The sequence below is a fragment of the Campylobacter showae genome, assembly GCF_900573985.1.
GTDB lineage: Bacteria > Campylobacterota > Campylobacteria > Campylobacterales > Campylobacteraceae > Campylobacter_A > Campylobacter_A showae_E.
On the sequence record NZ_UWOK01000001.1, the window covers coordinates 768,010 to 780,302 of the forward strand.

Genomic DNA, 12,293 nt, shown 5'->3' on the forward strand with positions numbered 1-12,293 from the left:
GCTCGCTTTGCACCTCACAAACGGATCAAATATGATTAAGCGTGGAAGTAGAATTTTAAGTTACATTAATACAATAACTAATTCTAATCTTAATAAAATCTCTCAATACGCCTTTATAAGTAACTAAAATGATACGCTACAAATTGCGATTTTACAGCTATTTCGGCTTTGTTTACAGATATACAATATAAATTAAATCTTAAATTTAGAAACTGATTTACGACATTAAGAGAATTTATTATTTTTTAAGGACAAATATGCAAATATTTCATATTTAATAAATATGCAAAATTTGCATAAAAAAGGAGAAAAAATGACGAAGACCGGCAAAGTCATATGCCCGTACTGCGGCACGGGCTGTCAGGTCGAGCTTCATGTCGAAAACAACGTGATAAGAAGCGCGCTTGGAGTGCAGGATAACCCCGTAAATCAGGGCAATCTGTGCTTAAAGGGCTTTTACGGCTGGGACTACGTGGGGGCGCCTGATAGACTAACAAAACCGCTAATTCGCAAAAAAGACGGCGTATTTAGCAAGGACGGAGACCTTGAGGAGGCTAGCTGGGACGAAGCGCTTGATCTAGTCGTCGCAAAGATGAAAGAGGTCAAGGAAAAATACGGCCCCGACGCGCTAGTAGGCAACTACTCGGCTCGCTGTACGCTAGAGGACAACTACGTCGCGCAAAAGATAATGCGCGCCGTAATCGGCACGAATAACGTCGATCACTGTGCTAGAATTTGACACGCTCCGACTGTGGCAGGTCTTGCCAAAACAATCGGTAACGGAGCGGCGACAAACAGCTTTGTAGAGATCGGACCTTATAGTAATTGTATCTTGATGATCGGCTCAAACCCCGAAAACGGCCACCCGATCGCGGCGATGCACATACAGCGCGCGCTAAACCGCGGCGCTAAGCTCATCGTGGTAGACCCGATAAAAACGGAATTTGCCAGCCGAGCGGACGTGCATTTGCAGCTAGCGCCCGAGCATAACATCGCTGTTATAAACTCGCTAATTTACGTTATTTTCGAGGAAAATTTAGTTAACTGGGACTTCGTAAACGAATGCACCAAAGGCGTGGAATACGTACGCGAAGCGGTCAAAGACTATTCGCCTGAAGCCATCGCTAGCTACACCAATCTAAACCCTGAGGACGTGAGAAAAGCGGCCCGCATGTACGCGACTATCCGTCCGGCCGTCATCACGCACGGTATGGGTGTAACGCACTTTAACCACGGCGTAGGCGCGGTTTGCGATATATCAAATTTATTCCTTTTAACCGGAAATATCTGCGAGCTAGGAAGCGGCGACCTACCGATACGCGGACAAGAAAACGTCCAAGGCTGCTGCGATATGGGCGTGTTGCCAAATATTTTTCCAAATTTAGGTTCGGTAACCGATCCGAAACAGCGCGAGTGGTTCGAGCAGGTTTGGCATCTAGAGCCTGGCTTCCTAAACGGTAAAATCGGCATCCATAAAACCGAAGTACCAAATGCCATCCTTGACGGCAGGGTGCACTTTTTCTGGACGATGGGCGAAAACCCCGTTATGACGGATCCAAATACCAACCACTTCCTAAAAGCGATCTCAAAGGTCGATATGTATGTGGTTCAGGATATATTCTTAACCGAAACGTCGCGTAAAGCCGACGTCGTTTTGCCCGGCGTGGCAAGTAGCGAAAAAGAAGGCCTCTACGCCAATGCAGAGCGCCGCGTACAGCACAACGAGCACGTCATCACGCCTCCGGGAGACGCCAGACAGGATTGGTGGATCATCTGCGAGATAGCGCGAAGGCTCGGAGCGACCGAGGGATTTAACTTTAACTCGCCTGAAGAAATTTGGGAAGAGGTCCGTAAGTGCGACCCTAGAAGATACGGCGGCATGAGCTACTACCGCATCAAAAAGTATCATGGCTTGCACTGGCCGTGCCCTGACGAAAACAACATGGGCGGACAGAGCCTCTATCTAGATAAAAAATTCTTTACGCCGGACGGCAAAGGTAAATTTATCCCTTGCTTGCACGTAAAGAGCGTCGCAGATATCGAGCCGGCAAAAGCCGAGTTTGCTAAACGCGTAAATTTACCGCCTGAGTACGAAGTGATGGCCGGTAGCGTGGACGAGCCGACCGACGCCGAGTATCCGATACAGCTACTAACTACGCGTAAAGTCTATCAGTACGCCGGCGGCGTCATGACTAGACGCTCAAAAGCTATCGAAGAGGGCGGCGACAGCATCGGACCGATCGCAGAGATGAACCCTGCGCTGGCCCAGCGCTACGGTATAAAGCAAGGAGACTTCATCAAAGCATGGAGTAGATACGGTTATATCGTCATCAAGGCAGACGTCACGGGCATCGTCCCAGACGGCGTCATACAGATGACATATCACTACTGGGAGAGCTGCTGCAACGAGCTAACGAGCAACGGCTGGGACTTCATCAGTAAGACCCCGACCTTTAAGGCCGCCATCCAGATCCAAAGAATCGAGGAGGAGGAATTTTTGCGTATTCGCGAGCTAAAACGCATCAAATTCCAAACCAACAAGGTCATCTACGACGACTATCACCACGAGTGATTTTTAGCCCCGCTTGCTAAACCGCGGGTGGGGCTTTTTAAATTTATCTTTTAAATTCGCTTCTTGATTAAATTTTAAAAATATATCTTATTTTAATATGCTTTTCTGTAATATTCCACAAATTTTAATATGCAATTTTGTAATATTATAAATTTATATCTCACAAGGAGCAAAAGATGAAAAAACTTCTCACGACGCTGCTTTTAAGCGCCGTAGTAGCGCTAGGAGCCGAGGTAAAAACCATCACCGATATGACCGGCAATGAGGTCAAAATCCCGGCCAAAACGCAAAAGATAGCCGCGCTCTGGCACGCAAACAACCAAGTGATTTTGGTGCTAGGCGGCGCGGACAAGATCGTAACTACGACCGATCAAATCAAGAAAAATAAGTGGTTTGCTAAAATTTACCCACGCATCGCAGAGGTGCCGGCTGCGCTAAACGGCAACGATATCCAGATCGAGGAGCTAGTTAAACTAGCGCCCGACGTAGTCGTCGTATCAAACAAAAATTTCCAAGAAAATCTTACTAAAAACGGTTTTAGCGCGGCGAATTTGATATTTCGCGACTACGACGATATGAAAAAAAGCGTGCTACTAACGGCCCAGATCATCGGCGGCGACGCAGCTAGCAAAGCAAAAGAACTAAACGAAAATCTAGATGCCAACATCGCGCTAGTTACCGAGCGCACGAACAAACTAGACGACGCTGCGCGCCCTAAAGTACTACATATCGTAGGCGGCGCAAACCTGCTAAAAATCGACGGAACCAAAACGATCATCGACACGTGGGTGAAATACGCGGGCGGTAAAAACGCGGTGCAAAAAGAGGGCAGCATGATAGAAATCACGGCCGAAGAGATCGTGGCGGCAGACCCTGATATCATCATCGTTGGCGGCGCGGATAATCAAAAAGCGGTTGAGAAAATCTACGCCGATCCCGTATTTGCAGGGCTAAAAGCGGTCAAAAACAAAAAAGTCTACGGCAACCCAAAAGGCGTGTTTAGCTGGGATAGATACGGCGCGGAGTCAGCTCTGCAAATTTTATGGGCGGCTACTATCGTTCAGCCGGAGCTCTTTAAAGACGTCGATGTAAAAGCCCAAACTAAGGCGTTTTATAAGAAATTTATGAACTACGACCTTAGCGACGCGGAGTTTGACTACATCCTAAAAGGACTAAATCCGGACGGCAGCAAATAATCAAATTTGAGCGATTTTGCCGGTAAACCGGCAAAATCAAAAGGAAGCAAAGATGAAAAAGAGGGCGCTTGCATTAAGCGCGGCGGCTTGCCTATGCGCGGCGATTAGCGCGCAGGCGGCGGATCTGAAATTTGACCCGGATAAATTTGAAACTCGCTCTATAAAATTAGGCGAAAAAGAGGTCAAATTTAGAGCCTACGAGGGGATAGTTTACGTAGCAAACCCCGTGGATAGCGAGTATCAGAGGCTAAATTTTTACGTTCCGTCTCAGTATTTTGATGGCGATAAAAGCGAGGCGGGCAAATTTGACGCGGCAAGCGCTCCGATCTTTTTGCCAAACTCCATCGGCGGATATATGCCTGGCGAGCCTTTTACGCCGGCGCTTGATAAAAACGGTAAGCCAAACGCGGTGCTAGCGGCGCTTGAGCGCGGTTACGTAGTCGCTGCGCCTGGAGCTAGAGGCAGGACGCTCAAGGACGCAAACGGCAAATTTAGCGGCAAAGCGCCCGCAGCTATCGTCGATCTAAAGGCCGCCGTGCGGTATCTCAAATTTAACGACGCAGCTATGGCGGGCGACGCAAACAAAATCATATCAAACGGCACGAGTGCAGGCGGAGCGATGTCGGCGCTGCTTGGCGCCTCGGCGGACGCGCCCGAGTTTGAGCCCTATCTAGCCGCACTCGGCGCCGCAAAGGCTAGCGACGAGATATACGCCGTCTCTGCCTACTGCCCGGTTACGAACCTAGAAAACGCCGACGCGGCCTACGAGTGGATGTTTGGCGCGCAGACGAAATACGAGAAAATGGACTTTAGCGCGCTTGACGCAGCTGGGTTTAATGACCGAAGCGGCAAGCCAAAAACCGTCTCCGGCGAGCTAAACGCAGAGCAAAAAGAGCTCTCCGCCGCGCTAAAATCGGCCTTTCCCGCCTACGTAAATTCACTAAATTTAAAGGACGCCAAAGGCCGCGCGCTAACGCTTGAGCCTAGCGGCGAAGGCAGCTTTAAAGAGTATGTCAAAAAGACGCTTGCTGACTCGTTTGCGTCTGCAAAAAGCCGCGACAAAAGCCTGCTAAAGCCCGAGTTTTTCACGCTTGAGACGCAGGGCTGCACGCTCGGATATGATTTTAAATTTGAGGACTACGTTACGTCTATGCCGCGCGCTAAGGCTACGCCCGCATTTGACGGACTAGAGCTACAAAATCCCGAAAACGACTTTTTTGGTGATGCGGACGCGGCGGCTAAGCACTTTACCGAATTTAGCGCAAAACGCGGCACGGGCGAGATCGCTGACGCTAAAATCATAAAAATGGTAAACGCGATGAGCTATCTGGGCAATAAAAGCGCGGCTAAATTTTACCGTATCAGGCACGGCGCGGCAGACTCCGATACTGCTCTAGCCGTGCCGCTTATCTTGGCGCTGGGGCTACAAAATGCGGGCAAGGCAGTTGATTTTGCGGTGCCTTGGGGGCAAGGTCACGGCGGCGACTATGATCTGGACGAGCTTTTTAGATGGATGGATCGCGTCGTAAAATAGCTTAAATTTGACGCGGCGGAAGCTTGCGCTCAAATTTGGCGTAGCAGCGCGCTGGGTTTAAATTTGGCAAAGCGGCGGGTAAATTTGCCCCGAATAGCTCAAATTTGGCGCTCATGTGGGGTTGTTTCGGTTGTGGACAAAGCTCACCTTTATGCCGATATTTTTATGCGGCGCTACCGCGGACAGAGATTTTATTTTAGGAGAAAGATGAAAAATATTAGTTTTAAATTTACGCTGATTTTGCTGGCCGTGCTGACCGTAGTTTGCGGCGTAGTCGCGCTTGGCGTCGGCAGGTTTTACGTGGTGCCCTCAGACGTGCTTAGCGTGATCGGCAGCTTTTTTGGAGTGCCGACGGACGCCGCGGCAAATATCCAAAACGTCGTCGAAAACATCCGCATACCGCGCATTATCGCGGCTATCCTCGTCGGAGCCGCGCTTAGCATCAGCGGAGCGGCGTATCAGGGCGTCTTTCGTAACCAGCTGGTTAGCCCCGATCTGCTTGGCGTTTCGGCCGGAGCTTGCGTAGGAGCCGCGCTTGCGATTATGTTTGATTTATCGCTTTTTTGGGTGCAGGCGCTAGCCTTTGTCTGCGGGCTCGCGGCCGTAGGTATGACGCTATCTATACCGCGTCTGATGGGGCGATCTAGCACGCTGATGCTGGTGCTCTCAGGCATCATCGTTAGCGGTCTCATGGCCTCGGTGATCGGCTTTTTAAAATACGTCGCCGACCCAGAGACTAAGCTGCCCGACATCGTTTACTGGCAGCTGGGCAGCCTAGCTAAGATCGACGCGGATAATCTTAAATTTATCGCGCCCGTGATGATAGCCTGCGCGGTGCTGCTCGTAGCGATGAGCTGGAGGATAAATTTGCTTTCGCTAGGCGACGAGAGCGCGGCGAGGCTGGGCGTAAACGTAACGCTTGAGCGCGGCGTCATCATCGTCTGCGCGACGCTGCTAACGGCATGCAGCGTGTGCGTGAGCGGTATCGTGGCGTGGGTGGGGCTGCTGATGCCCCACCTGGCGCGCATGCTAGTGGGTGCGAACAACGCCCGCAGCCTGCCTGCGAGCATATTTATGGGTGCGATATTTTTGCTATTTGTCGATACCCTGGCGCGCACGATCAGCGTGAGCGAGGTGCCTCTGGGCGTACTTACGGGCTTTATCGGCACGATATTTTTCGTCTGGGTTCTCTGGCGAAATAAAAAGGTCGCGTGATGTTAGAAGTAAAAAATCTAAATTTCGCCTATCCAAACGGCGCGGGTAGGCTAGAAAACGTAAATTTACGCGTCGGCAAGGGCGAGATACTAACGATACTAGGGCGAAACGGCGCGGGCAAATCGACCATGCTAAGCCTAATCAGCGGCACGCAGGCGCCGCACTCGGGCGAAGTTTGGCTCGGCGGTAAAAATAGCGCGGATCTTAGCAACAAAGAGCGCGCCAAAATCATGGCCTACGTCGCGCAAAGCGAGATCTGCGAGTACGACTACACGGGGCTTGAGTTTATCACGATGGGGCGAGCGGCGCATCTGGGTATCTTTGCGCGGCCTAGCGAGGAGGATACGGCGATCGCGAAGGAATTTACCGCAAAGCTTGAGATCACGCACCTTGAGGATAAATTTATCACTCAGATGAGCGGCGGACAAAAGCAGATGTGTTCGATCGCGCGCGCGATGGCTGCAAAGCCGCAGATCATCGTGTTTGACGAGCCGACCTCGGCGCTGGACTTTGGAAATCAGTATAAATTCCTGCGCACAGTTAAGCAGCTAAAAGAGCAAGGCTACACCATCGTGCTAACGACTCACAACCCCGATTTCGCCGTGCTTTTGGGCGGCTACGTGGCGTTAGTTAAAGGCGGGGGCGAGGTGGCTTTCGGCAGCGTGGATGAAATCATAGAAAGCGAGCATCTAAGCAAGCTTTACGGGCTAAATTTGAGCGTAGAGTACATCGAGCAAGTAGCTAGAAAGTGCTGCCTCACGCATCCGCTGTGAGCGCTAGATACTAGCAAGCAGCGGCGTAAATTTGCGCTATGCAAAATCAAAAAGACGAGAGCGAGAGCGCACAGCAATGGGGCGGATAAATTTGTCGCAGGCGCAATGCGTGCGTGCCCGCCTTACAAATTTGACTACTCCCGCTCGCCTTGTCGTTTGGTAAAATTTGCTCTCAAATTTAACTCAAATTTGAGGCTTATAAATTTAACCGAGCCTTGGCGCGTTTTAGTCGGCGCGACTCTGTAAATTTGACGGCTACGGGTTTGCGTCTTTAGTAAATTCGGCGTTAAATTTAAAGTTCGCAAATTTGGGCGGTTTTGGCTTTATTACCCGCGTTTTGCGCACGGGACGGTAAAACAAACCTGCCGTAGCGAAGCAAAACCGTGTCCAAAAAGGCTCGCCGACATACGTTAAGCGTAGCTAAAACGAGCCCAATCTAAATTTACACATACCCCTGATCTATCATCGCGTCGGCTACTTTTCTAAAGCCCGCGATATTTGAGCCAAGTACTAGATTTCCCTCGTCGCCAAACTCCTTGCTCGTCTCGTAACTAAGCTCAAAGATATGATTCATGATGCCGTGCAGTCTGTGATCGACCTTTTCAAAGCTCCACGCGGTCATGCCGGCATTTTGCATCATCTCAAGGCCCGACGTGCCCACGCCGCCCGCGTTTGCCGCCTTTGCCGGAGCGAAGTAAAAATCCTTTTGCGCTAGCATGAAATTTATCGCATCAAGTGTGCTTGGCATGTTTGCGCCCTCGGCGACGAAGCGACAGCCGTTAGCGTAGAGCGTCTTTATGTCGGCTAGGTGAAGCTCGTTTTGCGTCGCGCATGGGAAAGCTCCGTCGCATGGCACGTCCCAGACGCCGTTTCTGCCCTCTTTATATTCGCTTACGCTTACGTATTTTGCGTTCGGTCTAAATTTGACGTATTCGCTAAGGCGCGCGCGTCTCGCTTCTTTTATCTCTTTAAGCACCGCTAGATCTATGCCCTCGGCGTCGTAAACGTATCCGTTTGAATCAGAAACCGTGATAGGCAGCGCGCCTACTTGATAGAGCTTTTCTACCGTGTATATGGCGACATTTCCGCTACCGCTGACGCTGCATTTTTTGCCCTCTAGATCAAGTCCAGCTTTTTTTAGCATGTTTTGAGTGAAATATACCAGTCCGTATCCAGTAGCCTCTGTGCGCGCTAGGCTGCCGCCCCAGTTTAGTCCTTTGCCCGTTAGTATGCCGTCAAATCTGCCCGTGAGCTTTTTATACTGCCCAAACATATAGCCGATCTCGCGCGCTCCCACGCCGATGTCGCCTGCGGGCACGTCCACGGTGTTGCCGATATGGCGGTAAAGCTCGCTCATAAATGCTTGGCAAAAGCGCATTATCTCGCCCTCACTCTTGCCTTTTGGATCAAAGGTGCTACCGCCTTTTGCGCCGCCGATATTTACGCCCGTTAGCGAGTTTTTAAAAATTTGCTCAAACCCTAAAAATTTTAGCACGCCAAGATCGACGCTGGGATGGAGTCTGATACCGCCTTTATAGGGGCCCACGGCTGAGTTAAACTGCACGCGGTAGCCGTTATTTACCTGCGGTCTGCCGTCGTCGTCCGTGTAGGTAACGCGAAAGATCACGGTGCGCTCAGGGATGACGATACGCTCTAGGATCGCGTGTTTTTGGTATTTACTCTCTTTTTTTATAAGCGGCTCAAGGCTATTTAGCACCTCGGTCGCAGCCTGTACGAACACGCCTTGGCCCGGATTGGTTCTTTTTATCCACTCCATCGTTTTTTCGATGTACTCGCTCATCTTCGCTCCTATTCGTCAAATTTTCGTAGTTGAATATTAACTCTCCTAGAAAAAATTTTTATTTAAATTTATTTTTATATTTTTATTTTAGGTAATAAGTGTTACGTATCGAAACTAAATTTATCAAACGTAACTTTTTGATAAATTTGTTGTAGTTTTGTTTGGGCTTTTGACGGAGATTTTAGTTGGCTTTGGTAGGACTATGTTAAATTTAGGAGCTTGAAATTTACGGCGGCTGGATTTTGCCGTTTTGGCTTTTGTGTACTTGGCGAGAATTCGTCAAATTTGAAATTTAGCGGGCAAATTTGCGGCTATTCTCGTAAAATTTATTTTTTGGCTAAATTTGAGCTTGTTGCAAATACGGATTAACTTTATAGGAGTATTTCAATCTACGTAAAGCGGTAAATTTGAAAATGCTGGAGTAAATTTGGGCGGGTTAAAATAGTAAAAAATCAAATTTTAGCCCAAAGCGGGCTAAAATCGGTTACATATCCTCTTTGATTTCGTCGTTGCTGCGAACTACTAGGCCCGAGCCGTGGATGACGCTAGGGATGCACGCCGTGCAGATGTCGACCTCTTCGCCGTTTTTGTGGGCGCGGATAAATACTGCGTTTTCGTTTTCTGTGCTTTTTTGTCCGCAGACGTTGCAAACTACGATATTTTCAGTTCTCATTTGTTTTCCTTTTAAAAAATTTGGGCTTATTTTATTTATTTTTTCGCTGATTTGAAATGATTTACGTCAAGCGCGAAGTCTCGCGTAAAAAGAAAAAATGCGAAAAATAAATAACGAAAAAAACCTGCAAGAAAAGCCCAAAAATAGGCACCAAACAAAGCAGATAAAAGCACAGCGCGGCGGCTTTAAATTTGTATCCGCCGTAATCAAGCAAATAAAGCTCAAATTTGTGCCGCGAGAGGGCATTTGGCGCTACGTCGATGAAAAGTAGCGAATAATAAAGGTAAAAAAACGCGGGGTGCAGGGCGAGAAAATTTAGCGCAGGCACGGCTAAAATCGGCACGCAAATAAGCGCGATCAGGAAAAATTTAAGCAAAATTTGACCCATAAGAGCCGTTTGGCGAGCTAGGCTGATATTTGCCAGCTGCGACTCCTCCACGCGGTAGTGCCTGCGGTTTATCTCGCGGGCGACCACTGGAGTTAGAAAGCCCGCAACCGCGAGCGCGCAAAAAACCGAAAGCATAACGACTAGATATGCGCCGACCGCGTAAAATATCGCGCCGATGAGCCATTTTGCGATACCGAGGCTGAGGATTTTGGCCACCATCGGATACTCGGCCAGCGCGCCTGCCTCGCCCGATATGGCCGCGTTTAGCGCCTCATATAGCTCGCGGCCGCCAAACATCGCGATCGCTGCGATGATGAGTGCGGAAAAAACGAGCGGCAGGATAGAGAGCGCGATAAATTTGGGCGTAAAAAGGTCCTTTATCGAAAGGCGTAAAATATCAGCGAACAACGAATCTCCATTTTATTTAAATTTATGCCGTCATGCGGCAAAAGGGCGTTTGGGCGCGACGGCTTTTCTAAATTTGACGCGCATTTTTTGCCAGCAAAAGCGGCACGGCAAATGCTTTTAATGACGCACAAATTTAACGCACGCATAGATTTTGCGGCTAAATTTGACCGATTTAAATCCAGCTTCAAATTTAGCTAAATTTACTCAAATTTGACCCGCTTTTTGATGGCGCGAGACTTGCATGCGGTGTAAATTTTTGCCGGTTAAACAGCGGTATTTTAGCTAGCACGGCTAAACCGCGCTCAAATTTTAAACAACCCACGACTTAAACCGCCAAGCTAAATCGCAAAAACTTTGGCTAAATTTGCTAAATTTAGCAACCAAAGCGGCGCAAATTTAGTCCGTAAAGCCGTCAAATTTTATTTTACCGACTTATACTCGGCCTCTAGCGCGGCGTAGATCTCGTCCACGCTTTTTAGTCCGCGAGCTAAAATCTCGTTCATCACGGCGTTATCCTCCTTGCCGTTCCAGACTTTTTTATACGCGCCCTCTTTATAGCCGTGGTCTTGGCGGAAGCGATTTAGGACGTTTTTACCGACGTAGCACTCGTAAAGCGAGCTTAAATTTACGCCGCATTTTAGGCTCATCGAGAAGTAAATTTTAAGCAGATCAAAGAGCGAATACTCAAAGCCCGAGCACTTATTTATGAGCATTTCGACGTCGTTTATGATCTCGTAGATGTTCTCTTCGGCGACGTTAAACGGCTCGCGGCAAAACGCCTCAAAGCCGCTGCTAGCGCAGATGTCGCTTGAAAGCTTTGCGATATCGCCAAGGTTATTTAGCTTGTACTGCTCGAGCATCAAACTCATCAAAAAGTGCCAGATATCCACGACCTCGACGCGTAGATTGTCTTCATTGGTCGGCGCGTTTATGCTCTTCCAGTGTTTCCAGGCAAAGCTATCTATGAGCTCGGCGCACTCCATATATATGCAGCGTTTCCAGTTGATGAGTTTGCCGTTTTTGTTTATGCCGTTTTCCCAGCCGATGCCGTTGGTGTCGTCGTTTAGACTCTGCTGGAGATTTAGCATTTGGGTGATTTTTTCATTCGCGTTCATAAATTTTCCTATTTTTAAAATTTATGAATTATAGCGAAAATTTTAAACCGCGAACTAAACGTAAAATTTAAAGCTATCCAGCTGAGAAATGAGCTCATCAAAGAGCTTTTTGGAGTTTTGCAGCAGCTTGGCGTCCGCTTTATTTTGCTCCATCAGCCTATCAAAAAGCTTTAGCGTACCGTCTGCGATAAAGTTTTTATGATTTGCGTCTTTTATCTCGGGAAGCTCTTTGCGAAGGGAGTTTGCGAGATTTGTCACGCGCGAAGATACCCAATCCTCGCCATCTTTGACGTTTTTCATAAATTTATCTATGTTAGGCGCTATCTTTTCTAGAGCGGCTGCCAGCTCCTCTTTATCGCGAGCGTCCAGACCGTCGCCTTTATACGAAAAGCTATAGCCGTACTCATGCGTGAGAGTGAGCGCAGATGCCGATGCGCCGGCTGTTTTGGCGCTGGCGTAGTCTACTGTTTTGTTGTCGTACATTTTTAGATTTATCTCGTCGCCGCCGCTGGTTTTAAAGCTAAAATCAAAGCTGTTTAGGCTCGCGCTTTGGTAGTTTTGTAGTTTCATGATTTGCCGTCCTTTTGGCTTTATATCGGCTAAATTTCTTTTTTCTTA

Annotated in this window: 10 protein-coding genes; 5 read left to right on the top strand and 5 right to left on the bottom strand. The window is 48.6% G+C overall.

All coding sequences use genetic code 11. The features are described from left to right. The first annotated feature begins 313 nt into the window (after positions 1 to 313). The 5 genes from EE116_RS13110 to EE116_RS03870 all read left to right on the top strand — a co-directional run bounded on the left by EE116_RS13110 (position 314) and on the right by EE116_RS03870 (position 7,290). Complete coding sequence (locus EE116_RS13110) at positions 314 to 2,572, top strand: molybdopterin oxidoreductase family protein (RefSeq protein WP_420886348.1); 2,259 nt, start codon at positions 314 to 316, stop codon at positions 2,570 to 2,572. A gap of 176 nt (positions 2,573 to 2,748) precedes the next feature. Further along, entirely contained in the window at positions 2,749 to 3,768 is a 1,020-nt protein-coding gene (locus EE116_RS03855) for an ABC transporter substrate-binding protein (RefSeq protein WP_122873310.1), read from the top strand. 52 nt (positions 3,769 to 3,820) lie between these two features. Next, entirely contained in the window at positions 3,821 to 5,302 is a 1,482-nt protein-coding gene (locus tag EE116_RS03860) for a subtype B tannase (protein WP_122873311.1), read from the top strand. Between the two features lie 207 nt (positions 5,303 to 5,509). Continuing rightward, positions 5,510 to 6,517 carry a FecCD family ABC transporter permease gene (locus EE116_RS03865; RefSeq protein ID WP_122873312.1) on the top strand — a complete coding sequence of 336 codons (1,008 nt, stop codon included), beginning with the start codon at positions 5,510 to 5,512 and terminating at the stop codon, positions 6,515 to 6,517. Beyond that, on the top strand, positions 6,517 to 7,290 hold the full coding sequence (locus EE116_RS03870) for an ABC transporter ATP-binding protein (protein ID WP_122873313.1): 774 nt from the start codon (positions 6,517 to 6,519) through the stop codon (positions 7,288 to 7,290). The genes EE116_RS03865 and EE116_RS03870 overlap by 1 nt, the downstream gene beginning before the upstream one ends. Before the next feature lie 442 nt (positions 7,291 to 7,732). Here the strand turns inward: EE116_RS03870 and gdhA are convergent, their stop codons facing one another. From gdhA to EE116_RS03895, 5 genes are all read right to left on the bottom strand, one after another. Beyond that, the gene (gene gdhA, locus EE116_RS03875) at positions 7,733 to 9,091 is read right to left on the bottom strand and encodes an NADP-specific glutamate dehydrogenase (protein ID WP_122873314.1); all 1,359 of its coding nucleotides are present in this window, start codon (positions 9,089 to 9,091) and stop codon (positions 7,733 to 7,735) included. A gap of 484 nt (positions 9,092 to 9,575) precedes the next feature. Next, on the bottom strand, positions 9,576 to 9,764 hold the full coding sequence (locus EE116_RS03880; protein ID WP_002949209.1) for a hypothetical protein: 189 nt from the start codon (positions 9,762 to 9,764) through the stop codon (positions 9,576 to 9,578). A gap of 61 nt (positions 9,765 to 9,825) precedes the next feature. Next, positions 9,826 to 10,560 (bottom strand): EI24 domain-containing protein, encoded by a 735-nt coding sequence (locus EE116_RS03885; RefSeq protein ID WP_122873315.1) that lies wholly within the window; start codon positions 10,558 to 10,560, stop codon positions 9,826 to 9,828. Between the two features lie 419 nt (positions 10,561 to 10,979). Continuing rightward, the gene (gene dut / locus EE116_RS03890) at positions 10,980 to 11,675 is read right to left on the bottom strand and encodes a dUTPase (protein WP_122873316.1); all 696 of its coding nucleotides are present in this window, start codon (positions 11,673 to 11,675) and stop codon (positions 10,980 to 10,982) included. A gap of 54 nt (positions 11,676 to 11,729) precedes the next feature. Continuing rightward, the gene (locus EE116_RS03895; RefSeq protein WP_122873317.1) at positions 11,730 to 12,245 is read right to left on the bottom strand and encodes an ATP/GTP-binding protein; all 516 of its coding nucleotides are present in this window, start codon (positions 12,243 to 12,245) and stop codon (positions 11,730 to 11,732) included. Between the last annotated feature and the right edge of the window lie 48 nt (positions 12,246 to 12,293).

Bases quoted from the DNA above. Each gene is read 5' to 3' on its own strand.
- EE116_RS03895 (WP_122873317.1), bottom strand. From the start codon at position 12,245: ATGAAACTACAAAACTACCAAAGCGCGAGCCTAAACAGCTTTGATTTT.
- EE116_RS03855 (WP_122873310.1), top strand. From the start codon at position 2,749: ATGAAAAAACTTCTCACGACGCTGCTTTTAAGCGCCGTAGTAGCGCTA.
- EE116_RS03870 (WP_122873313.1), top strand. From the start codon at position 6,517: ATGTTAGAAGTAAAAAATCTAAATTTCGCCTATCCAAACGGCGCGGGT.
- EE116_RS03880 (WP_002949209.1), bottom strand. From the start codon at position 9,764: ATGAGAACTGAAAATATCGTAGTTTGCAACGTCTGCGGACAAAAAAGC.
- EE116_RS03865 (WP_122873312.1), top strand. From the start codon at position 5,510: ATGAAAAATATTAGTTTTAAATTTACGCTGATTTTGCTGGCCGTGCTG.
- EE116_RS03860 (WP_122873311.1), top strand. From the start codon at position 3,821: ATGAAAAAGAGGGCGCTTGCATTAAGCGCGGCGGCTTGCCTATGCGCG.
- gdhA (WP_122873314.1), bottom strand. From the start codon at position 9,091: ATGAGCGAGTACATCGAAAAAACGATGGAGTGGATAAAAAGAACCAAT.
- dut (WP_122873316.1), bottom strand. From the start codon at position 11,675: ATGAACGCGAATGAAAAAATCACCCAAATGCTAAATCTCCAGCAGAGT.